The sequence below is a fragment of the Sphingobacterium sp. UDSM-2020 genome (genome assembly GCF_016132525.1).
Classification (GTDB): Bacteria; Bacteroidota; Bacteroidia; order Sphingobacteriales; family Sphingobacteriaceae; genus Sphingobacterium; species Sphingobacterium anhuiense.
This window is the reverse complement of the sequence record NZ_CP066166.1, coordinates 2,329,587-2,353,438: the sequence shown is the minus strand read 5'-3', so window position 1 is coordinate 2,353,438 and position 23,852 is coordinate 2,329,587. Positions and strand designations below refer to the sequence as shown.

Here is a 23,852-nt window from a genome sequence, read left to right as displayed (position 1 = left end):
TAAAATATGATCAAACAGTTTTTAATGAACCTGCTGCTTTCTTTTATTTGGGTAGCATTAACAGGTTCAATGTATTATACGAATTTTCTTTTTGGCTTCTTACTTGGTTTCTTCATTCTATGGGTCATGAACCGAAATGAAGTTGATCAGCGTTATTTTTACCGTGTCCCTAAAACGATTAGCTTTCTCTTTTTCTTCTTATATCAAATGATTATAGCTAACCTACAGGTTGCTTACGACGTGATCACACCTAAGTATTTTTTTAAACCTGGAATTGTGAAATACAAGATGGATGCTAAGTCTGATTTTGAGATCAACTTACTTTCTACCTTTATTTCACTAACACCGGGAACATTAATCCTGGATATCAGCGAGGACAAAAAGATTTTATATATCCATGTCATGTACCTACATGATAAACAAAAATTCATGACAGAGTTGAAAAACAATGTTGAACGCAAACTTTTAGAAATTTTGAGATGAGCTTAACTGAATATTTAGATTATGTGATTCTTCCCATATTAATTTTGTCTACAGTAATTACATTTATACGTCTTTTCAAAGGACCCGATGTGGCCGATAGGGTTATTGCTCTAGATCTAATCATTACCACAGGTATTGGGATTATTACTGTCTATAGTATCACGACATCTCAAGAAATTTTTCTTGACGTGGCCATGATACTTGCCCTAATTGCCTTTTTAGGAACAATTGCCTTTGCCTATTATTTAGAAAAACAAGACTATAATGACTGATATTATTATTGCAGTGCTGAGTACCATCGGCGCCTTAGCGATTCTCTTCGCTTCCATTGGCATCCTTAGAATGCCTGACTTTTATTTACGCCTTTCTGTTACGGTTAAAGCTGCAACTCTAGGTGTTGGTTTGCTTTTGCTTTGTGCCGCAATTGTCTTTCCTGACGTCTCCGTCACAACAAAAACAATCGCAATCGCGTTCTTTCTAGTACTAACAGCTCCGGTTGCGGCGCATATGATTGGAAGGGTTGCCTATATAACGGGCATTAAATTGTGGAAAGGGACAATCACAGATGAATTAGAGGGTATGTATGATGAAGAGACACATGAATTAAAAAGTAATTCTGACGACTCTTCATCAACAGATGATATCACTAAAAAATAATACAAACTGGAGCAGGAACACGAAGTGGTTTTCCAGTCTCTTTTAGAAGTCCTGTTTTTTCATCCCTGCTAAAAGTGATAATTTCGTTACTCGTTTGATTGGCTACCAATAGGAATTTACCGTCAGGGCTAAAATTAAAATTGCGCGGTCCTTTTCCAGATGTACTCTGATTTGCTACTTTGGTCAATTTTCCGTCTTTAGCAATAGCGAAAATTCCAATGGTATTAGCATCACCTCTGTTTGATGCATACAGAAATTTTCCGTCCGGAGATACTTTGATATCAGCGGCACCATTTTTCCCTGTAAACCCATCAGGATTAATATTAACAGATTGATCAAATAACCAATCTTGTCCATCCCGTTTGTATACAGCAATGTCTGCTGTCATTTCGAGTACGACATACATATGCTTTTCTTTCTTATCAAAGGCAATATGTCGAGGACCACCACCTGCTGAAGAGAATACTTCCGCAGGATCTGTACCCAATTTAACATCCTTTGATTTTGGATCAATTAATTTATAAATCGAAATTTGATCTAGACCTAAATCTTGTACAAAAAGTTCATTTCCTTTTTTTGAGAAAAACGCAGAATGTACATGAGGGCCTTCTTGTCTAGCTTTGTCAACGCCTTTACCTTCATGTTGAACAAAATCTTTTAGATTACCGATAACACCATTGGGTTCTAATCCGTATAGTACAAAAGAGCCACCACTATAATTAGAAGCTGTGATCAGGTTTTTATAAGGACTCACCGAAACATGACAGGGCGCATCTCCTTTTGTAGGAACTGTATTTAAGATTGTAAATTTACCTTTGTTATAAGAATACGCAGTTAAACTTCCTTTATTATTTCCCTGCTCACTAACGGCATATAAAATATTATCCTTTCGAGCTAGAAAAGAGGGATCCACTAATGGAGTGGTCGATACTAGCGCTATTTCACCCGTTTTTACATTAAAATCAAATGCATAGATTCCTTTACTTTCGGTGTTAGAGGTATAAGTACCTACAAACATGGAAATGTTTTGCGACCAACCAAAAAAAGGAAAACAGGTCAAAATAAAAAGTATAATTTTTTTCATGATTTCAAAATTAAAATTTTGTGGGAAAATGTAGTGTTAAATTTGGTTAAAACTACTTTTACTACCTTGTAAATACTTATTTTAGCTGTTCCAGAGCCGTTCAATATGTTATTATTCATAATAAGCATATAAATGGGATAAGACCTCGGAAATAATATTCAAATAAAATTAAGAATAATTAATATATTCTAATAATTTTGTGCAAGCTTTCAGAACTTTAAGTTTGAACAGTTATATTTTTAAAAAGCATTTAAATTACATTCCACGAATGAAACCATCATGGGCTTACAATAGCTTACAAACCGCGAGTAGTAACCAGCTCATGATAGCTTCATCACCATTAAAAGACATATTATTCTAATGAAAAAAAACTTATATACGTTGCTATTATTGGTATTTGTGACAGCACAAACAGTATTTGCTCAAAAACAAGTAATCGATCGAGTAGTTGCGACAGTAGGATCTGGTATTATTTTACAATCAGATGTTGATATGCAGTATGCACAATATCTTTCAGGGGGTAATAAGCCAAATGCAGATTTCAAATGTGAAATGCTGCAACAGTTGTTAACACAGAAATTACTTTCTCAACAAGCGGTAATTGACTCTATCGAAGTGGGCGAAACTGAAGTTGATGATAACCTAAACAGCCGACTACGCTATATGTCTCAACAAGCAGGTGGTCAAGAAAGATTAGAAAAATTCTTAAACAGATCTCTGTTGCAATACAAAGAAGATATGCGTCCTAGTATATATGAGCAATTGAAAGCAAATAAAATGCGTCAGAATATTGTTCAAAAAGTGGACGTTACACCTATAGAGGTAAAACGCTATTTTGAAGGATTAAATACCGATAGTCTACCTTATTTTAATACAGAAGTAGAAATTGGTGAAATTGTTATGTTCCCCAAACTAACTGTTGACGAGAAAGCTGAGTTTAAAGCAAAAGCAGAGGGACTTCGCAAACAGGTTACAGATGGTTCTGATTTTGGTACAGTTGCACGTTTATATTCTGAAGATGGATCTGCTCCTTACGGTGGTGATTTAGGTTTTAATACACGAGATAACTGGGTTAAGGAATTTGCTGCAATGGCTTTTAAATTAAAAGCGGGTGATGTTTCTCCTGTTTTTGAAACAAAGTATGGCTTCCACTTTTTACAAGTATTAGAAAGACGTGGAGAAGAAGTGCATGTTAGGCATATTTTGATTAAATTTAAACCAACAGCTGCTAGTATTGAGCGTACCCAAGCAAAGATGGATAGCATTTACAACTTAGTGACAACAGGGAAATTGGATTTTTATCATGCAGCAACAACTAACTCTGACAGTGAAGAATCTAAATTCAATGGGGGAATGGTCCTTAACCAAGAAGGGGAAAGCCGTTCAACATTAATACCTGTAGATAAATTAGAAGCTTCTGTATTTCAAGCTATAGATCCATTAAAACCTGGAGAATATTCTAAACCGGCACAATTTACAGATCGTACAGGTGAAATTGGTCTACGATTCAATTATTTAAAATCACGTATTGCTCCTCATAAAGCAAACTTAGATGAGGATTTTGTAAAAATCAAAGAAGCTGCACGTCAAGATAAAGTAAACCGCAAATTGAATACCTGGTTTGAATCTAAGAGAGAGAACACATATATCAATATTGCCGATGACTTTAAAGACTGTAATGAACTTAAAGTTTGGATCTCTAAAAAATAGTTGATCGGATAAGATAAAATAGAAAGGGCTTCAAAATTAATTTTGAAGCCCTTTCTATTTGATAAATAATGTGAAAAAATATTATCTTTCAAACATCATTTCTACAAGTATATTCCAATTTGCTTTCGATACATCATCCTTTGCGAGTTCACTCAACTTCCAAATACGGATATAATTGTATTTAACGACCTTATCCTTAATATTGACAGTTGCAGTACCAAATGAATATGCATATTCACCGCTATATGCTCTACCTACTTTTTCAGGAGTAGTTAGAATATTAATACGGGATTTCTTTAAATATGCTAATATTTCTTTTTTACCCTCTATCGGTTGTATCCAAGGAAAAAGAAATCTTGCATCTTCATTCAAAAACTCTTTATAACCCGCCTGATTATCAGCCTTAAGAACCGTTGATAAAAGCTTGTCGGTTTCAAAAACAATCTCTTTACGTTGATCTAAACGTACCTGAGAACGGTGCTTCAAATACCAAGCTTCACTAGGTTCATAAAACTCCAGTTCAGAATTTTCCTTATTGCCAAAATTTTCGACTTCAGCACGAATATCCACCAGCCACTTACCTTTTTTATTTCTTTTCCAAACCGTTAAGTACTGTCCAAAACGCTTTCTCGCTCCTACTTTCTGAAATTCCATAGGACCAGTAGTAACGCCAAATTCTTGACTTTTCGAAACCATAGCTAGCGCTGGTTCCCAAGTTAGTACATCGGGTATATTCGGCCTGTTATTAAGATAATCTAAAGCATTGACCTCGGAAGGAACAAAAAATTTAGACTCTTTATCGACAATCGACAGAAAAGCCTGATGCGGAGTAGTTGTCTTAGAAATCAATGCAGCCTCTTTGTCGGCATTGATTAAACTACCTACTTTATCGGGAATCTGTGCATACACTTGTGCTGAAAAGGCACTCATGAAAACTATTGCCGACATTTTATTCCATATATTCATGTAATGTCTTTATTTTAATTGGACACTAACTATCAAATCTTATTCCAAAGCGTTCCATCTTTGCTATCTTTTAGTTGAATACCGATAGCATTAAGTTCCTCACGAATACGATCAGATGTAGCAAAATCTTTATTTTGCTTAGCTCCGTCACGTAATTTGATCACAATAGCCATAATTTCATCCACATTATCATTGCTCGATAATTGATCATCTTGTAAGCCTAGAATATCAAAAACAAAATGTTGTACAAATGCTCTTAACTCTTCTAGATCAGCAGTGCTGATAGTGGCTTTTCCATCGTAAATAGAATTTATCGAACGAACGACTTCAAACAATTCTGCAATTAAGATAGGGCTATTGAAATCATCATCCATAGCAGCATAACATTTCGCCCGTAAATCAGCTACATCAACAGCAGACTTACCTTTTGAAGGTTTCAGCTTATCCAATAGATTAACGGCTGTCATAAGACGTTTGAACCCTTTATCTGCAGCATCAAGTGCCTCATTCGAGAAATCCAATGTGCTTCTATAATGTGCTTGTAACATAAAGAAACGAACAGCCATAGGTGAATATCCACGTTCTAACAGAGGGTGATCACCGGTAAACAGCTGATGAGGTAAAAAGCCATTTCCTGAAGATTTAGACATACGTGCTCCATTTACCGTCAACATATTTGTATGCATCCAGTATTTGGCAGGTGCAGTATGATTACATGCTTCAGACTGGGCTATTTCGTTGGTATGATGTGTTGCGGCTAAATCCATACCTCCACCATGAATATCAAACTGATCGCCTAAATATTTACGGCTCATCGCCGAACATTCAATATGCCAACCTGGAAATCCCACACTCCAAGGTGAAGGCCAGCGCATAATATGTTCCGGCTTAGCTTTGATCCATAATGCAAAATCCAGACGGCCATGTTTTTCATCTTGGCCACCAAGCTCACGTGTATTATTCAACATATCTTCCAGCTTACGATTAGTCAGAATAGTATAATCGTAATCTTTCACATATTTCTCTACATCAAAATATACAGTCCCATCTACCTCATAAGCATAACCATTAGCAATGATCTTTTGGACCATTTCAATCTGTTCAGAAATATGTCCTGTAGCGGTCGGTTCTATACTTGGAGGTAAAGTATTAAAAAGACGAAGCACATCGTGGAAACCAAGAGTATATTTTTGAACAATCTCCATCGGTTCCAATTGCTCCAATTTTGCCTTTTTAGCAAACTTATCATCACCTTCATCATTATCCCCTTCCAAATGGCCTGCATCGGTAATATTACGAACATAACGGACTTTAAATCCGAGATGTTTTAAATAACGAAATATCAAATCAAATGACACAAAAGTCCGACAATTTCCTAAGTGAACATCACTGTATACGGTAGGCCCACAAACATACATCCCTACTAAAGAGGGATGTAATGGTTGGAATTTTTCTTTCTTACGTGTTAACGTATTGTATAAATGAAGATTGTTTTCCATGTCTAGAAAATAGCTGTTTCTATTTTTGTCTAAAATATATTTGAATTGGAACACCTTCAAAATCGAAGTGCTCACGTAATTTATTTTCGATATAACGTTTGTACGGATCTTTTACATACTGTGGTAAGTTACAGAAGAATGCAAACATAGGTGTACGTCCTGGTAATTGCGTTACGTATTTTATCTTGATATATTTACCCTTTAAAGCTGGTGGCGGATAATTTTCAATCACCTGCAGCATCACTTCGTTTAATTTTGAAGTAGGTATTTTTTTCGTTTTATTCTCATAAACTTTTGCTGCTACTTCTAGCGCCTTGAAAATACGTTGTTTTTCAGTAACCGAAGTAAAGACAATAGGTATATCTGTAAAAGGAGCAATTTTTTCTTTGATTCGAGCTTCAAACTCTTTCATCGTTTTATTGTCTTTATCAATGGTATCCCATTTATTGACAATGATCACAATACCTTTTCTATTTTTTTCTGCCAAATGAAAGATATTGATATCTTGTGCTTCAATTCCATCATTTGCATCTAACATTAAAAGGATAACATCCGAATCCTCTAATGCTTTAATTGTACGCATCACAGAGTAAAACTCAATATCTTCGTTTACCTTAGATTTACGTCTCAAACCTGCTGTATCAATCAATAAGAATTCATGTCCAAATTGCTTATAATGAATACGAATCGAATCGCGTGTCGTACCTGCAACAGGTGTTACAATATTACGATCAACACCTAACAAAGCATTTGTTAAAGAAGATTTACCTACGTTCGGACGACCTACGATTGTATATTTCGGTAATGTGGTATCATCTTCCTCTTCGTCTTCAAAAGTTGAAACTACAGCATCCAATAATTCTCCTGTTCCAGACCCCGTAGCAGAAGAAATATTATAAATTTCACCTAAACCAAAAGCATAAAACTCGACAGAGTCATGGTGTAATTTAGCGTGGTCAACTTTGTTTGCAGCAACATATACCGGTTTAGAGCTTCTTCTCAAAAGATCTGCGATCTCATCATCTAAATCCGTAATACCTGTTGTTACATCAACCATAAAAATGATCGCGGATGCTTCTTCTATTGCGATATGAACCTGGTCACGAATTGCTTCTTCAAAAACATCATCCGATCCATGTACAAACCCACCAGTATCAATTACTGTAAACTTTTTCCCAATCCATTCTGCCGTTTCATAGTGACGGTCGCGCGTCACTCCACTAAAGTCATCAACAATAGCTTTTCTACTCTCCGTCAGACGATTAAAAAGCGTGGATTTCCCAACATTTGGACGACCTACAATTGCAACAATATTTGCCATATTTTTACTATATATTATTCTCGTTACCTCACGGCAACTTATTTAAATACAATTTAACTCAGTGGGCAAAGTTACACAATATACCTGGTATTTTTGAAAATCAATCTAATCTTATCGTAATCTCTACTATTTTTTCAAACTAACAACAACGATCCGGTATTATGGTTAAACAGACTTGTGATCCATTACAAAATTTTAGAGTAGAAATTCCGTTTATCCTCTAGCGTTATTATACTATATCTGGCATAGGGTTTCAACAGAAAAGCCCCAGCTAAATAACAGAGGTCTGTATCAAAACTTCTTTTAAATGAAATTACTGCAATACCAATTCAAATTTTTGAATCTTAATGTCAATAACATGATCTGTCAAGTTAATAAGTCGTGCTAATTTAGATTTAGCCGATTTAGATATTGACCAACTCTCACCGTCTTCACTAAATTCTAATTTCAGAAATTCTTGTTTCGGGATGACTTCATAATGTACCTCTTTTATAAATTGTGAAGAAACAATCTCCATTCCTATAACATCCTTAGGATTCAATTTAATAACCTCCAAGATTGGACTTAATTTCAGTAACTGTTGTGGCTTATTACCTGTGATCACATCATTCAATACAGGTAAAGCTTTTAAGGGAGCTAAACTTGCAATTACTTTACCACTAGCTTGATCAACAGCTTGCGGTACTGAAAAACCTTTATTTCGGAATAATTGTGCAAAATGAAAATATGATTTCTCCACCCAAGGTAAAATATGTCGACTTCCTGTAACAATACCTGGTTGATACGGATTCCGATTATTATTTCTGTCAATATCGACCATATTATTACGCTCTATTTGCAATTTCAGAAAATGCGTGTAAGCCTCCTGATCATCCTTCGAATTTAGTATATCTAATAATGATAAACTTGCTTTGCCTAAGCTTGAAAAATGTAATAACCAAGGTTTTATTTCTGTCACTAATTTTTGATTGCTGGAATTATCCAAAATCTCCTTTACAGCAGGCGCAAATTTAGAAAACTCAGCTTTTAATAATGCGATATCCACCCCCGATGAAACTATTGGGAAAGCAGTTAATTGTGGCGTTACAACTAATAAACTATCAATCGCCCCACTTATACCGTCAGATTCAATACGTCGATATTGATGATAACTCGGTCCTGGATCTGTATTATGCTTTGAAAACAATGCGTATGACATTTCTATTTCAGGTAATATTTCATGTATAGCACGTATCCAAGAAGTATTTGAGTCAAAGGAACGGATATTCCAAGAATAATCAGCAACTGAAAAAATAGCGACTTTAGAAGTCTCAGCTTTATCCATCGGATTAGTAACAAAACCCGACATATCACTTTTAATATCTTTATCTAATCCATAAACCGGCCCTAATAATAAATGATTACGAACATAATCGCTTACTGGAAAATTCCACCAAACGAATGATGACCGTTTAATACGATTATTGACCCAGACCTGACCTTCTTTTGTAATATCATGAATAACTGAATTACCAGTCCACATGATCTCCACTTTTTTGTTCAGTTGATCACCCAGAATATCCAAATAGGAATTCGGTTCAAGATTTGACCATAATTTATTATACTCTGTCGGACACATGATCAATGCACCTACATCGTGTTTTTTTTCTACAAACTCTTTTTGAAGATAATTCAATAATCCGGCTTGCTTTTCAGCCTTTGTTCCTTCACCGGAGATATCATCAAAAAATACAGCAAAATGACGCACTCCCATCTCATACATTAAATCGAACTTACGCAAGACAGCCAAGCTATCCTCTTTATTCCATTTAATATCCTTCCCTGGATGAATGGCCCAGTAAAAATCAACTTCATTTTCATTTGCAATGCGCACTAAATCTCTTAAACGCTTCGCTTCATCCTGCGGATAAGGTTCACGCCAATTAGGAGAGGAATGATAAGGATCATCTTTGGGGCCATATAGATAGGTATTCATTTTCCATTTCCCATAAAATTCCAACTGTGAAACCCGATCTTGAAAACTCCATGGCTCACCATAAAATCCTTCCACTGTACCACGAAATGCCACATCAGGAAAATCATAAATTATCTGCTTCTGCAGTAAAGAGTTTTTTTTAGCTTGGTCCAAAAGCTGTCTCAAAGTTTGTGTTGCATAAAAAGCACCTCGATCGCTCAAATAGTTTACTTGAATTCCTTTTGAATCGATAGACAGTTCATATCCTTCCAAACCAACTTTTTTTGACCTATTAAATCGTACAGGAATACCAGACTTATCAACATATGGAATGAGTTGAGATGAAATATGTTTAATCAATTTTCCTTGCAAACGGATACCGCTATAAGGCAATTTCCCTTCTTTCAAGACTATTTTTTGTGGTAAGGGATAAATTTGCTGTGCCATACCATTTGTACAAAATGTAAGCATTACACCGAATAAAATTAAAAATCTTGAGATCATAGTTATTCTAGAAATTGAGATCAGGTTAAAGTAATAACAAGTATAACGCTATCAAACGAATGTCGCAAATAGCATCGATATGAAATCGTTTGCGTGAAAACATTATGGAATAATCTAAGATGCATACAAAAATGGCTTTGCAAAACTGCAAAGCCATTACTTTATTCATCAAAACCTAAACTTAAACTATTGAGTTGGATTTTGTGTTAATACACCAGGGTAAGAATTGATCGCACTTTGTGGAATATAATATACTACGCGAAAATCTGTAGGTGCAATAACCTCAGACTGATTGTGCGGTCCTGGATATTGACGTGTCAAGGCCTCACCATTACGGAATACATCATAACTGCGTTCTGCTTGAAAGGCTAATTCCAATTCACGCTCTTTATCAATTAATTTATTTGCATTCGATGCATTCAAAGAAGAATAAGCTCCATTCGTAATTGAACGTGTTCTTATTTTATTTAAATCCGCTAAAGCTGCGCTGTAATTACCAAGTTTTGCTTGAGCTTCTGCTCTATTTAAATAGATCTCACCCAAACGGCTGATTACAGGAGAATGCAATTGAGAATTTTCGCCCTCTTTAGAACATTTCGTGATATAAAATTGTGGATATACACGGTTTAATGAAATATAGTAGTCCAGCACACCTTTGTAAGTTTTACCATCCTTATATTTTATACTATAAGTTCCCTCATTTGAGTTTATTACTGTTAATGCATAAGGTATTCTCTGTTCTGCAGTAGTTTCTGTTTTAGGTATAACCTCTACAGCAGTAATTGTGCTACCAGCTCGTTCAATAACAAATTGAGCATAGTTTAAAGTACTCACTCCATCTTCTTTTACAAAACGAAATACTTCAGAATACTTACCTGTCTTTTCATCTTTTGCATAAGTAGGCTCTATAAAAGAAGCACGAGCATCAATAATCCGGTAATTATCTGGACGCCAATCGTTACGACCGGTTTCATTCAATAAATCGATGTACTTAGCACTTGCATACATTTCACCCCAGCCCATTCCACCAATATTGGAATACATTCCACCTATACCATAGTAATGATCATCACCTGAGAATTCAGAAGCAACTCTTTTAATTGCAAAAATAGTTTCATTATTATTCTCTGGAGTAAACGTATTATATTTCATAAAGCGCTCTCTTTCCAACAATGAATAAGATCCAGAATTGATTACCTTATCCGCATACTCGACAGACAATCTTGCATATTCTGCATTAGGTGATTGATATGTACCACTCATATATAAATACACACGTGATAACATCGCTTGTGCCGATCCCTTAGATGCATAAATATTACCTTTATTAATTGTCAACAAAGACTCCGCTTTCTTCAGATCGCTTATCGCTTGCGCATAAGTTTCTTTAACTGTTGAACGGTCTGGTAAATGTAAATTATCAAATACATCATCCGGTGTCCCATTTACAATGGGCAAGCCTAAATTTGTTTCCGGATTTTGATAATAAGGACGTCCATATGCACGAACCAAATAGAAATACATCATCCCGCGGATGTAGTAACACTCTCCCAATTGATTGTCTTTTTCAGCACTTTCCCCCTCTTTTATAATTTTCATCACATTAGAAGTCTGCGCAATCGCTTTATAACCTGCATCCCAAAAACTAGACAAACGTCCATTATTCGGAGTACGTGCATAAGAAATAAACTCATAAAATGCATCCGTTGATGCACCCCTAATCATCATATTATCTCCTGCATATTCCCCTGCACGATGCATAGGGTCTGACCATGCTTTCAGTTGTGCATAAGCACCATTGATCATCGCATCTGGATTATTTGCAATAACATCCGAATCCATCGAACTATAAGGGAAGCGGTCGATATTACATGAAGTTACAGTAACTGCCGTCAAGAGAACAAATAGTATCTTTTTCATAAAATTTTCTTACTTTTTAACTAAAATGTCACATTAAGACCAAACATAAATTTACGCGTTGCGGGATAAATTGCAGGACCTGCAGAACCCAAAACAGCACCTGAATCATTCACAGACATTTCAGGGTCTACACCTGAATAATTTGTAATGGTGAACAAGTTTTCACCCGTAAAGAATACACGTACATTTTTCAAGTGATATTGTTGCAATTTCAAATTATATCCTAAGGTTAAAGAACGTAACCTTAAAAAATCACTATCTTCTAAATAACGAGTAGAAGTAGAATTTCCTTTATCGTTATTATTATATTTTGCTATCGGATGTGTTGCTATATCGCCAGGTTTTTCCCAACGAGACCAACCATCTTGCAACTTCATTTGATTTCTATCCGTATATGTTCCATCAGAATCGTATTCTTGACGAGAATAATTATAGATTTTACCACCAATTGAATAGCCAAACGAAGCATTCAAATCAAATTGTTTGTAAGTTATTGAAGTATTGAATCCTCCAAATAGATCTGGAGATGCTTTTCCTGCCTTTTGCAGAGTAGCTTCCGCATATTTAGACGTTTTTACCTGTGTCTGATTACCATTTTGATCGGTTTCAACTTTGTACCATTCAGGTGCGCCGGTTTCTACATTGACTCCTGCCCATATCGGCATATAATAAGTGTCAACTGGTAATCCAGGCTCTAAAACTCGACTTGCAGAACCAGCAATTCCTAAACCATCACCAATGATAAGCGGTCTAACGACATAGTTTCCGCTAGCATCTTTACTCTTGATCAATTCCGTCAATTTATTTTTATTGTGACCAATATTAATATCTAAACTCCATGTCAAGTCGTTTTTACGAACGATATCACCTCCTAAAGTAAGCTCCACCCCTCTATTCTGCATCTTTCCAATATTCTTATACACAGAAGTAACACCAGTTAATCCACTAATTGGCACATTGTATAAGATATTATCGGTCTTTTTATCGTAGTAATCAAAACTTACACGAGCTCGATTATTGAACATCGCCGCATCAAATCCAACACCTGTTGTAAACGTCCGCTCCCAAGTCAAATTCTTATTTCCAATACGATAAATTAAAGCTCCAGAGTTTTCATTATAGCCCGATGATGAGGATACAGAATATAAGCTGTATTGCGGATATAATTCACTTGGACGGTTACCTACAGAACCATAAGATGCACGGAGTTTTAAATTATCAACCCATGATGCATTGAACCAACTCTCGCGATTCATGTTCCAGCCCCCACTAACAGAGAAGAAATTTCCGTATTTCGCATTGTCACCAAAATTAGAAGCGCCGTCACGACGGAACGAAAGCTGTCCTAAATACTTTCCATCGTAAGCATAATTTACATTCGATAGCATGGATTGCATCGCCCATTCAGTAATAGCTCCTTTAGTTCTCTCTGGTTTAGAAACTACATTCAAAACTTCGAAACCAGGAATGAAACCTGTTCCATAAACATCTAATGTTTTATCCCAATAGTCATTAAATTCATAGGCCGCTAAAGCATTTACAGCATGCTTACCCCATGATTTATTGAATTTTAATATTTGACTGGTGTAACGACGTGCATATTCCGAACGATAATCGGTTAAACGACCTTTTACACTTTCTCCACCATTAGAGCGTGGATCAGTATAGCCAGCAGCACTATACGTATTATAGCGATAGTTATTAACGGATGAAAATGTTAGCCAATTCGTGAATTTAATATCGAAGTCCATATTACCACTGAACTCATAATTTGTGTTGGCACTATGATTCCATTGTAGGTCATATAAATAATTGGTAGTCGCATTATTAACCCAGCTACTTGAACGGTGACCAACCAAATTACCATCAGCATCATATGGATTATCCCATGGAAAGTTTGAATACATAGCAGTTGTAGAATACTGTCTATCTTCCACTCCACGACGTGCCCCTACCAAAGTTGGCTTAACAGTCAACCATGTGGTAGGCTTATAAACTGTATTCATACGGAAGTTATAACGATCGTATTCATAACCTTTCACAGCACCTAATTCATTATAATAACCTAATGACAAGTAAGACTGCAACTTCTCTGTACCACTTTGAATCGAAATATTATGATTTTGCGTAAATCCATGCTGAGTAGCAACTTTCCACCAGTCAAAATTACTATCTCTTAAATCTGCATTCCACCGCGGAAATTTAATTGCACTTTGGTTAGCAAAAGAAGCATAATAATCATACAATTCTGCACCGTTCATCATTTTCATATTACCATTGGTAAGCTGATTAAATCCGATTTTAGTAGAAAAATTGATTGAAGTGCCGCTTGCAGATGGATTCTTAGTCGTTACGACAACAACACCATTTGCGCCTTGAGAACCATAAATAGCAGTAGAAGCAGCATCTTTCAAAATTGTTAATGTTGCGATATCATCTGGATTTAAATCTCCAGCACTAGATCCAAGAATCACACCATCTACTACCCATAGCGGACTAGTCGTTCCTCCTAAAGTAGCTTGACCACGAATCACGACTCCTCCTTTTGCACCTGGCTGCCCCGATCCTGGAGCAACATATACACCAGCAGCTTTTCCATTTAACATATTCTCCACATTCGGAGAAGTAGTACCTCTCAATTGATCGCCCTTTACAACTTGTAGCGCTCCTGTTAAACTCTCTTTCTTTTGGGTGCCATAACCTACAACTACAACTTCTTCAAGTGCTTGATTAGATTCTTGTAACTGCACATTTAAAAATGCACCTTCAACTAGTTTTTCAGTTTTGTTAAATCCAATTGCTGAAAAAATCAAAGTTTGACCAACTTCAACTTGAAGAGAATAGCGTCCATTGGCATCAGTTGAAGTCGCAAGAGTAGGTTTTTCTTTCACAAAAATAGTCACTCCACTTAATGGGCCCGTACTTGATGTAACAGTACCAGAAACTTTCTGCTGCATACTATTACTTGTTACGCTAATCAAATTACCATAATCATTTGCCATCACCATATTTGGAGCTACAAGAGCAAACATTAAGGCAGATGTAATCGGGTAAAATTTAGTCGTAAAAAAAGGTTTTGTAAATCTTTTATTCATAAACTTAATTTCAAGATAATCAGTATATTAGTTAATTATCATAATTTATACAGTGCAAAATAGCGTAAAGATTACTTAATATAAATTTAATATGTAACGAAATCGATTGCACAAATTCACGCAAACGATTGTTATGAAAACTAAAATATAGTTACCTCAGAAACTACCCGATAATAGTGCTTATACAAACTTCTTCATAATGAAATAACTGCTCGGCTATTGTATCACAATAAACAATAAAAGCAGATACCTGATGAGATACCTGCTTTTATTAATCGGGTTAAAATAAATTAATAACCTGTGTTCTGTTTCAAAACTCCATAAGATAAATCAATTTGGCTTTGCGGAACAGGCATTAAGTACAACTTATCGTCCCAAACACGGCTTTGTGCTAAACCATTCGTTACATCATAAATATTTTTCATGACATTTGGAGCAGTTTTCCAACGACGGATATCATAGAAACGCAAACCTTCCAATACAAGCTCAACAGCTCTCTCATTGCGAATCAATTGACGCAATTTGTCTTGACTCGCATATTCCGAACGATCTATTTTTGGCATTCCCACACGAACGCGAAGTTGATCTAAAGCATCAAAGATTGATGCATCTGGGCCTGACTTTTCATTTTGTGCTTCAGCATAAGTTAACAAAACCTCTGCATAACGGATCAAAATAAGATTGGCATATGATTCAACTTGCTCACGGTTTGACTTTGGATCCACCAATTTTCTAAAATTATAACCCGTTAGGGAAGTATTAGACTTACCCTTCGGCCATTTAAATACATAGCCACCATTTTTAGTTAAGGAATTCCAAGGCGCAGTTTCAAACAATATAGAAGCATAGAAACGTGGATCACGGTTTTTAAACTCCTTCACAAAATCAGCTTTATCCGCCTTCGCATAATTTGCAGCACGCACTGTGGCACTTACAGTATCAACGGGCTTTCCTGTTTTGTAATTAACATATAAGTTCACTAAATTTTGTGTTGGTGTTATGGAACTCCAACCGCCTACAGAAGCATCTAATAACAAGGTATTGGTAAGGTGAGATTGCGTAACTGTAATATGTTGTCTATCCAAGATCACTTCACTATTACCTTCATTCTCATATTGAAAAATTCCTTCGTAACTTCTAAGTCCCAATCTGAAATTCTTCTCATCTTCAGCTCCCTGAAAATCTACAAACTGAGCGTAATTATCCTTCCTGTCTGACTCAGATTCTGTATTCACTTTAAACAACGAATATCCTAACCCCATTACCTCTTGTGCAGTGAGTGCAGCTTGCTCCCAGTTATTTTCCATCAGGTATAATCGCGCTTGTAATGCCAAAGCAGCTCCTTTTGTTATCCTGCCCTTTTCAGCAGCAGGATAAGATGCAGGCAATACCGCCGCAACATCTTCTAACTCTTTAAACAAGAATTCCAATACTTCCTTTTTAGCTGTACGAGGCACATTAGACTCTTCTTTGGTTAACACTTTAGTCACCAAAGGGATGTCCCCAAACTTCTGAACCATAGGAATGTAGAGAAAAGCGCGGACAAAACGAGCTTCAGCTATATAACGTTTTTTAAGCTCAGCGTCCATGACAGCCTTATCTACATTATCCAGAAAGAAATTACAAACACGAATAGGCTTGTAATCCCAACCAGTTTCAATATCTGTACCTATTTTACCAGATGAAACTTCTGTCGTCCAGCTTTCCCAAGGATTTTTCACATGCACGAGCTCACTTCCACCATCATCATATGTTGCATCTGATAGTCTGTTATAAATGGCATTAAGAGCCAAATTAACATCATTTGAAGTATGCCAAAATTCCTCATTGGGTACTTTATTCGCCGGCGTACGGTCTAAAAAATCCTTTGAACATGCTCCAAATAGAAGCGTCGTTGCTAGCAATGGATATAATATATGTCTTTTCATTTCTTTTACTTATAATAAATTAAAACTTCGCGGTTAAACCAAATGAAATCGTCTTCACCCCTGGATAACTAGCTCTTCCTGATCCTGTTTCCGGGTCAAAATCACCCAGACGTTTATCTGCCATAAAAGTAAACGGGTTGTTAGAAGAAGCAAACAAGCGTAATTGAGACATCTTGATATTGTTCAGTACCTCCTTAGGAAAAGTATAACCTACCGTAATGGCGCGAATTCTAAAATAATTTCCGCTAAACAACCAAAAGTCTGAAACTTTGTAGTTTTGTGGAGCCTCATCTGTCGTTGTAATTCTTGGGAATGGCGCATCGGCAACATTGTTTTCTTTCGACCAGCCATTGATCCAGTTTTTCTTGATATTAGCACCATTAAAGAAAGGCTGAACAGCTTCGCTGTCCATATAGGTTTTAACACCTCCCACACCATACGTTAGCACATCAATATCGAAATTTTTATAAGCTGCTCTGAAATTAAAACCATAATTAAACCAAGGAACGTCATTACCTAGAATTGTACGGTCTAAAGCATCAATTTTCTTATCACCATTTATATCCACATATTTGATATCACCTAATTGAGGTTCCCCTATAGCTCCGTAATCAAGAGTTTTCAACTCTGCTTCATTGGTAAACAAACCATCTGTTTTATAACCATAGAAATCACCCACTGAACCACCTACCCGATTGATATAGTAGCTGTCCGTAATCTCGTTAACATCACCTAGAGAAATAATCTTGTTGTTGATCTTCGAAATATTACCAGACACTGAATACGTAAACTCTTCACCGATCTTACCGTTATAAGTCAAAGCAATTTCGACCCCTTTATTTTGTGTAGTTCCTTGATTATAATATGGCGTGAATTTTTTTTCATAGCCATAGGTAGACAGAGTTGCTGGTTGTAATAAAACATCTTCAGACTTCTTAACAAAATAATCGGCAACTAAATTAAGCTTTCCTCCTAAAAATGTCGCATCTATCCCTACATTGGACATGGTCACCTTTTCCCAAAGCGCAAGTCTGTTTGCACCATATTGCTGCTCCAATCCATCAACAGCCACCCCATTAAAACTGTAGGCCGAGTAGCGATCCAAAAGCGTATAATAATTACCTATTGCAACCGCATCTTGATTTCCTAATGTTCCGTAAGATCCTCTTAATTTTAACAAATCAATCCATTCAACATCTTCCATAAAAGATTCCTTGTTGATGTTCCAACCGGCAGAGAAAGAAGGGAAGATTGCTCTTCGGACTTCCGGAGCAAAGCGGGAGGAATAGTCCATTCTCATGTTTGCTTCGAACAGATACTTATCTTGGTAAGAATAATTAAATCGACCAAAAAAAGAACGTAATGCCCACTCATCTTGTGTCGTACGATTGGCAAGACCCTTATCATCTTTACTAATATCACCCGAACTACCGTTAATAATGGTAGAAGCATCATTGGTAACAAAATTCTGTCTTCCTAAAAATGCCTCCCGGTAAACGTTTGACTCTTCAGAGGCTCCAACTGTTGCTTTTCCATAATGATCACCAAATCGACGCTCATAATTAATTGTTCCTTGTAGTAACAATTCCTGGCGCTTACCCCAGAACTCTTTAAGCTCATTGACCGCAGTAAATGAGCCATCCATAGGTTTTTCTGAAATAAAACCAATGATAGGATCTGTTCGGTTAATAAAATCAAAAGAGTTCGTAATGGTATATTTCAATGAAATAGCTCCATCAATTGACAACCCTTTGAGTGGAGTCAACGATGCATTTGCAGCCATTTGTAAGTAGTTATCTCTATTATTCCCTCTTCCACCCTCAGTAATCGCTCTCAATTGGTTATTTTTTGCAATGTTTGCATCCTCGACCCCATTTGATACAGATCCCCAAGCTCCATTAGACTGACGTATAGAGGTGAAAGGAAGTGCTCTATTCATTTCCACCCAACTTATAGGACTGCCATTTCGATCGTAATCTTGCTTTAAGAATGAAACATTGGTATTAAATGTTAACAAATCCTTAATAACAGTCGTATTGGTATTCAATTTCATATTAATACGATCTTGCTTACGACCTGGTACTAAAGATTCTTGATCAAAATAGTTTAATCCCAAATAGTAATTCGTAATTTTTCCAGGAGCATTCACATTCAAACCAAAATCACGTTGTGGAGCTGAACCTCTCAAAACCTCTTTGTACCAATCGTTATTTGGATAAAGATCTGGATCCGTTTGATTCTTAAATTTTTCTATAAGATCAGGAGTAAACGTTGCATCTTTACCTGCATTGAGCATCGCCCTATTATGCAATTCTGCATAACCAACTGCATCCGCAAGTTTAGGTAGGTAAGTCGCACTCTGGAAACCATAATTAGCATTAAATCCAACTACTGCACGATCACCACCACCTCGTTTTGTTGTCACCAAAATAACACCATTAGCAGCTCGAGAACCATACAATGAAGCAGAAGCTGCATCTTTTAGAACGGACATGCTATTAATATCACTCGGGCTTAAGGCTGAAAACTCCGCACTGGTTGCTGGAATTCCATCAATAATAAACATAGGTGAAGGTGAACCTAAATTAGTTCTACCACGAACAGTAATACCGCCGGAATTACTTGAAGCACCTGTACTGGAAGATTTTCCGACCTCGCCTGGTCTGCTCAAAACTGTTACGCCAGGTGATATCCCCTGTAAAGCATTCTGCAATGAAGTTACAGGTCTATCTGCCAATTGCTTAGGAGTAATCGTTGCTACAGATCCTGTTAAATTTGCTTTCTTCTGGGTACCAAAAGCTACAATAACAACTTCATCTAAGGCCGTATTTGATGATGTTAATGAAATATTGAGATTACCGCCAGTGTAAACCACCTCCTTGGGTTCGTATCCTACAATATTAAAAACAAGTATCTTTCCTGTTTCTGCACTTAATTCAAATCCTCCAGTAACATTTGTTGCCGTTGCATTGCCGGTACCTTTCTCTGTAATAGTTACACCCGACAACTGATTTCCCTTGTCATCTGTAACATTACCCTTCACTTTAGTCTTTTGCGCAAAAGTTGCACTCATAACTAAAGATAAAGCACAAGAAAGTATGGTAGCTCTTCTTTTCATAGGTTAATATAATAATTGTAAATAATGATTCTATAGTGTATTTAAGTCAATTGTTTACTATTTGTAAACACAATATTAAATCTATATTATCGAATAAAAAAGAGCAAAAATCGAACAATCGATTGCATATATTGCTTAGACAACTTTACAAAAAAAGCAATAAGTACTACATATAAATTGATTGATAATCAGTAAATAACTAGCTATCAAATGCTTTAGGATGAAATTAATATTCCAATAAGGAAAAACGAGCCTTATTTATTAAAAAAAGAATCTTTGTAACAATTAGAGGATTAAATGAATGGTATTGGGAAGGAGGTGGAAAAAATAAAAGACAAAAATAAACCCTTTAGCTTTTGACTAAAGGGTTACCAAGTAGCGGGAATCAGACTCGAACTGATGACCTTCGGGTTATGAGCCCGACGAGCTACCAACTGCTCCATCCCGCAATGTATTTTTAATGTCTTGGAGTCTGTGTCTTTCAACAGACTCTTTTAGTAGCGGGAATCAGACTCGAACTGATGACCTTCGGGTTATGAGCCCGACGAGCTACCAACTGCTCCATCCCGCAATGTATTTTCAATGTCTTGGAGTCTGTGTCTTTCAACAGACTCTTTTAGTAGCGGGAATCAGACTCGAACTGATGACCTTCGGGTTATGAGCCCGACGAGCTACCAACTGCTCCATCCCGCAATATATTTTTAGTTCAATCGTCCTTTTTGTGTTAAAAAGCAAGATATCTTTACCTCCGAATTGGAGCACAAAGATATATTTTGTTTCTTTGTAATCCTAATTAAATTAAAAAAAATGTCGCATAAAGCAGGATTCGTAAGCATCATCGGTAAACCTAATGCAGGTAAGTCTACGCTAATGAACGCTTTAGTGGGTGAAAAGATGTCTATCATCACTCCTAAAGCTCAAACAACAAGACACCGCATTATTGGAATAGTCAATGATGAGGAGCACCAAATTGTCTTTTCAGACACACCTGGTATCATCAAACCAAACTATTCGTTACAAGAATCAATGATGAATTTTGTCCAAGGATCGCTGATCGATGCGGACATTATTTTACTTGTTACAGATATCAATGAAAAATATGATGAAAATGATGTTATTGAGAAATTAAAAAAAACAAGTTCTCCAGTAGCTGTTCTTATCAATAAAATTGACAAGTCTAACGAAGCAGAAGTGATGGCTAAAGTAGAGTTCTGGAAAGAAACGATCAATCCAGAAGTTATTTTTGCGGTATCAGCACTTCTTAATCATAATATCACTGGAGTAATGGACTATATCAAGGAAAAACTTCCTGTACATGCTCCTTACTATGAAAAAGATGAATTAACAGACAAATCAATGCGTTTCTTTGTTTCGGAAATGATTCGCGAAAAAATATTCAAACTGTATGACAAGGAAATTCCTTACAGTACTGAAGTAGTTGTTACATCTTATAAAGAAGAACCTAAGATCACTCGTATCGCTGCAGAAATCATTGTGGAGCGTGATTCACAAAAGAATATCATCATCGGTACCGGTGGATCAATGATTAAAAAAGTCGGCACGTACGCTCGCCAGGATATTGAGGCATTTATTGACAAAAAAGTCTTTCTTGAGGTTTTCGTAAAAGTAATTCCAGATTGGAGAAGTAAGAAAAATTACTTAAAAAGATTTGGTTATGACGACTAATGCTAGAAAATAGTTTTAAGTACAAATGTTAACCAGCATACAAAAGCCCCATTAGTGATCAACTTATTGGGGCTTTTCTCTTAATAAAAAATGCAAGACAAATGCGCTTAATTTCGCTTAAAATATGTTAAAAGTGCCTGTAGCTGTTTTAAGTTCAACACTTTTCTCAACTCTTCTTCAGGAGCCTCTTTAATCTTCTTAACAGATTTAAAGGTAGTCAGTAATTTCTCTACCGTAGTCTTACCTATGCCAGGAATATCTTCGAGTTCAGATACAAAAGTTTTTCGGCTACGTTGATTTCGGTGAAAAGTAATTCCGAACCGATGGGCTTCATCCCGCAAGTGTTGAATGATTTTAAGAGTTTCCGATTTTTTATCCAAATAAAGAGGATATTGATCACCCGGATAATACAGCTCCTCCAGCCGCTTGGCAATACCAATCACTGTAACCTGTTTCTCTATCCCTAATAATCGCAAGCTTTTCAAAGCGGCCCCTAACTGTCCCTTACCCCCATCAATAATAATCAACTGAGGCAAATCACCATCTTCTTCCAAAACCCGCTTATATCGCCTATATACAGCCTCCTCCATCGTGGCAAAATCATTTGGACCTACTACTGTTTTAACATTGAAGTGTCGGTAATCCTTTTTTGATGGCTTACCATCTTTAAAGACTACAATAGCAGATACAGGATAGCTACCTTGAATATTAGAGTTATCAAAACATTCAATATGCTGAGGCAAGACATTTAACCGCAAATCTTTCTTCATCTGTGTTAAAATACGATCTACACGTACATCTGGATTCAATTTCTCATAATGTAGCAATCGTTCTTTTTTAAAGAACGCTACATTCTTCAACGATAGATCCAATAATTTTCTCTTTTCACCTAGTTTTGGAACCGTAAATTTGATCTGATCATTTTCCTGAATATCCAGTTCAAATGGAACGATAATTTCTCGTGATAAGCTTTTAAACCGATCCCGGATCTCAGGAATCGCTAAAGCAAGAAGTTCTTGTTCAGTCTCATCCAGTCGCCGCTTCATTTCAACAGTCTGCGTTTGAATGATCACTCCGTTCATCACTTTTAAATAATTAACAAAAGCATAACTTTCATCCGATGCAATACTGAAAACATCAACATTCGTGATAGATGAATTAACAACTGTAGACTTACTCTGATACAAATCCAGTTTATCTAATTTCATCTTAAAGGAATGTGCCTTTTCGAAATTCATTTCCGATACTGCAGCAGACATCTGCTCTTTAATCCTATTCGTGACAACAGAAATTTTACCATTTAAAATATCTTTAATATCACTCAGATTCTGATCATAATCTTCTTCAGATTGATAACCTTCACATGGACCTTTACAATTGCCAATCTGATATTCAAGGCAAATTTTGAATTTACCCCTAGCAATATTCTCCTGAGTCAGTGCCAAATTACAGGTCCTTAGCGGAAACAGATCCCGGATTACGTCCAATACAATGTGCATCATCCCTACAGAGGCATAAGGACCATAATAACGAGAGCCATCTTTAATATATTTACGTGTCCAAAAAACTCGGGGAAAGCGTTCATTTTTAATGACAATCCAAGGATAAGTTTTATCATCTTTTAATAATACATTATACTTGGGCTTATGTTTCTTAATCAATGAATTTTCCAGCAACCATGCATCAATTTCCGTATCTACAATTGTAAAAGAAATACGGTTGATCTGACGAACTAATACACGCGTCTTACCGTTATGTTGCGTTTCATTCACAAAATAAGAACCAACCCGATTCCTGAGATCTTTAGCTTTACCGATATAAATCAGGACATCCTGTTTATCAAAATACTGATAAACCCCAGGCTTATGTGGAATTCTTTTAAGCTCCTCTTTATAATCAAACACCCTCATATATAACAAATAAGCCA

General features: G+C 36.3%; 15 protein-coding genes and 3 tRNA genes. 5 read left to right on the top strand and 13 right to left on the bottom strand.

All coding sequences use genetic code 11. From position 1 onward, the window contains the following. The first annotated feature begins 6 nt into the window (after positions 1-6). The 3 genes from JAZ75_RS09955 to mnhG are packed head-to-tail and all read left to right on the top strand — an operon-like array spanning position 7 to position 1,140. Positions 7-483, top strand: a complete 477-nt coding sequence (locus JAZ75_RS09955) for a Na+/H+ antiporter subunit E (RefSeq protein WP_021191306.1) — start codon at positions 7-9, stop codon at positions 481-483. Positions 484-527: 44 nt separating this feature from the next. Then, entirely contained in the window at positions 528-755 is a 228-nt protein-coding gene (locus tag JAZ75_RS09950; RefSeq protein ID WP_232789402.1) for a monovalent cation/H+ antiporter complex subunit F, read from the top strand. Then, positions 748-1,140 carry a monovalent cation/H(+) antiporter subunit G gene (mnhG, locus tag JAZ75_RS09945; protein ID WP_021191304.1) on the top strand — a complete coding sequence of 131 codons (393 nt, stop codon included), beginning with the start codon at positions 748-750 and terminating at the stop codon, positions 1,138-1,140. Before JAZ75_RS09950 ends, mnhG begins: the two co-directional genes overlap by 8 nt. Here the strand turns inward: mnhG and JAZ75_RS09940 are convergent. Next, on the bottom strand, positions 1,130-2,224 hold the full coding sequence (locus JAZ75_RS09940; RefSeq protein ID WP_021191303.1) for a lactonase family protein: 1,095 nt from the start codon (positions 2,222-2,224) through the stop codon (positions 1,130-1,132). The genes mnhG and JAZ75_RS09940 overlap by 11 nt on opposite strands. A gap of 360 nt (positions 2,225-2,584) precedes the next feature. Here JAZ75_RS09940 and JAZ75_RS09935 point away from each other — a divergent pair, with 360 nt between their 5' ends. Further along, positions 2,585-3,934 (top strand): peptidylprolyl isomerase, encoded by a 1,350-nt coding sequence (locus tag JAZ75_RS09935; RefSeq protein ID WP_132841121.1) that lies wholly within the window; start codon positions 2,585-2,587, stop codon positions 3,932-3,934. An 81-nt stretch (positions 3,935-4,015) separates the two neighbouring features. On the opposite strand, the gene JAZ75_RS09930 is transcribed toward JAZ75_RS09935, so the two are convergent. The 11 genes from JAZ75_RS09930 to JAZ75_RS09880 all read right to left on the bottom strand — a co-directional run bounded on the left by JAZ75_RS09930 (position 4,016) and on the right by JAZ75_RS09880 (position 20,932). Further along, on the bottom strand, positions 4,016-4,900 hold the full coding sequence (locus JAZ75_RS09930) for a DUF4440 domain-containing protein (protein ID WP_132841119.1): 885 nt from the start codon (positions 4,898-4,900) through the stop codon (positions 4,016-4,018). A gap of 32 nt (positions 4,901-4,932) precedes the next feature. Next, entirely contained in the window at positions 4,933-6,399 is a 1,467-nt protein-coding gene (gene cysS, locus JAZ75_RS09925; protein ID WP_132841117.1) for a cysteine--tRNA ligase, read from the bottom strand. Between the two features lie 19 nt (positions 6,400-6,418). Beyond that, on the bottom strand, positions 6,419-7,720 hold the full coding sequence (gene der / locus JAZ75_RS09920; protein ID WP_208701555.1) for a ribosome biogenesis GTPase Der: 1,302 nt from the start codon (positions 7,718-7,720) through the stop codon (positions 6,419-6,421). 313 nt (positions 7,721-8,033) lie between these two features. Further along, positions 8,034-10,121 carry a beta-N-acetylglucosaminidase domain-containing protein gene (locus tag JAZ75_RS09915; RefSeq protein ID WP_208701553.1) on the bottom strand — a complete coding sequence of 696 codons (2,088 nt, stop codon included), beginning with the start codon at positions 10,119-10,121 and terminating at the stop codon, positions 8,034-8,036. Positions 10,122-10,364: 243 nt separating this feature from the next. Beyond that, positions 10,365-12,098, bottom strand: a complete 1,734-nt coding sequence (locus JAZ75_RS09910; protein WP_208701551.1) for a RagB/SusD family nutrient uptake outer membrane protein — start codon at positions 12,096-12,098, stop codon at positions 10,365-10,367. A 20-nt stretch (positions 12,099-12,118) separates the two neighbouring features. After that, positions 12,119-15,193 carry a SusC/RagA family TonB-linked outer membrane protein gene (locus JAZ75_RS09905; RefSeq protein WP_208701549.1) on the bottom strand — a complete coding sequence of 1,025 codons (3,075 nt, stop codon included), beginning with the start codon at positions 15,191-15,193 and terminating at the stop codon, positions 12,119-12,121. A gap of 290 nt (positions 15,194-15,483) precedes the next feature. Continuing rightward, positions 15,484-17,121, bottom strand: a complete 1,638-nt coding sequence (locus JAZ75_RS09900; protein ID WP_208701547.1) for a RagB/SusD family nutrient uptake outer membrane protein — start codon at positions 17,119-17,121, stop codon at positions 15,484-15,486. A gap of 19 nt (positions 17,122-17,140) precedes the next feature. Continuing rightward, positions 17,141-20,239 (bottom strand): SusC/RagA family TonB-linked outer membrane protein, encoded by a 3,099-nt coding sequence (locus tag JAZ75_RS09895; RefSeq protein WP_208701545.1) that lies wholly within the window; start codon positions 20,237-20,239, stop codon positions 17,141-17,143. Positions 20,240-20,615: 376 nt separating this feature from the next. After that, a tRNA-Met gene (locus JAZ75_RS09890) sits at positions 20,616-20,688 on the bottom strand. Positions 20,689-20,737: 49 nt separating this feature from the next. Next, a tRNA-Met gene (locus JAZ75_RS09885) sits at positions 20,738-20,810 on the bottom strand. Between the two features lie 49 nt (positions 20,811-20,859). Beyond that, positions 20,860-20,932: transfer RNA gene (locus JAZ75_RS09880), tRNA-Met, on the bottom strand. Between the two features lie 114 nt (positions 20,933-21,046). Here JAZ75_RS09880 and era point away from each other — a divergent pair. Further along, the gene (gene era / locus JAZ75_RS09875; RefSeq protein WP_132769161.1) at positions 21,047-21,925 is read left to right on the top strand and encodes a GTPase Era; all 879 of its coding nucleotides are present in this window, start codon (positions 21,047-21,049) and stop codon (positions 21,923-21,925) included. A gap of 107 nt (positions 21,926-22,032) precedes the next feature. On the opposite strand, the gene uvrC is transcribed toward era, so the two are convergent. After that, complete coding sequence (gene uvrC, locus JAZ75_RS09870) at positions 22,033-23,835, bottom strand: excinuclease ABC subunit UvrC (RefSeq protein ID WP_208701543.1); 1,803 nt, start codon at positions 23,833-23,835, stop codon at positions 22,033-22,035. Between the last annotated feature and the right edge of the window lie 17 nt (positions 23,836-23,852).

Excerpts from the sequence above, each read along its gene's own strand:
- der (WP_208701555.1), bottom strand. The coding sequence starts at position 7,720 with ATGGCAAATATTGTTGCAATTGTAGGTCGTCCAAATGTTGGGAAATCC.
- JAZ75_RS09905 (WP_208701549.1), bottom strand. The coding sequence starts at position 15,193 with ATGAATAAAAGATTTACAAAACCTTTTTTTACGACTAAATTTTACCCG.
- JAZ75_RS09935 (WP_132841121.1), top strand. The coding sequence starts at position 2,585 with ATGAAAAAAAACTTATATACGTTGCTATTATTGGTATTTGTGACAGCA.
- JAZ75_RS09955 (WP_021191306.1), top strand. The coding sequence starts at position 7 with ATGATCAAACAGTTTTTAATGAACCTGCTGCTTTCTTTTATTTGGGTA.
- uvrC (WP_208701543.1), bottom strand. The coding sequence starts at position 23,835 with ATGAGGGTGTTTGATTATAAAGAGGAGCTTAAAAGAATTCCACATAAG.
- JAZ75_RS09915 (WP_208701553.1), bottom strand. The coding sequence starts at position 10,121 with ATGGCACAGCAAATTTATCCCTTACCACAAAAAATAGTCTTGAAAGAA.
- JAZ75_RS09895 (WP_208701545.1), bottom strand. The coding sequence starts at position 20,239 with ATGAAAAGAAGAGCTACCATACTTTCTTGTGCTTTATCTTTAGTTATG.
- JAZ75_RS09910 (WP_208701551.1), bottom strand. The coding sequence starts at position 12,098 with ATGAAAAAGATACTATTTGTTCTCTTGACGGCAGTTACTGTAACTTCA.
- cysS (WP_132841117.1), bottom strand. The coding sequence starts at position 6,399 with ATGGAAAACAATCTTCATTTATACAATACGTTAACACGTAAGAAAGAA.
- mnhG (WP_021191304.1), top strand. The coding sequence starts at position 748 with ATGACTGATATTATTATTGCAGTGCTGAGTACCATCGGCGCCTTAGCG.
- JAZ75_RS09940 (WP_021191303.1), bottom strand. The coding sequence starts at position 2,224 with ATGAAAAAAATTATACTTTTTATTTTGACCTGTTTTCCTTTTTTTGGT.
- era (WP_132769161.1), top strand. The coding sequence starts at position 21,047 with ATGTCGCATAAAGCAGGATTCGTAAGCATCATCGGTAAACCTAATGCA.
- JAZ75_RS09900 (WP_208701547.1), bottom strand. The coding sequence starts at position 17,121 with ATGAAAAGACATATATTATATCCATTGCTAGCAACGACGCTTCTATTT.
- JAZ75_RS09930 (WP_132841119.1), bottom strand. The coding sequence starts at position 4,900 with ATGAATATATGGAATAAAATGTCGGCAATAGTTTTCATGAGTGCCTTT.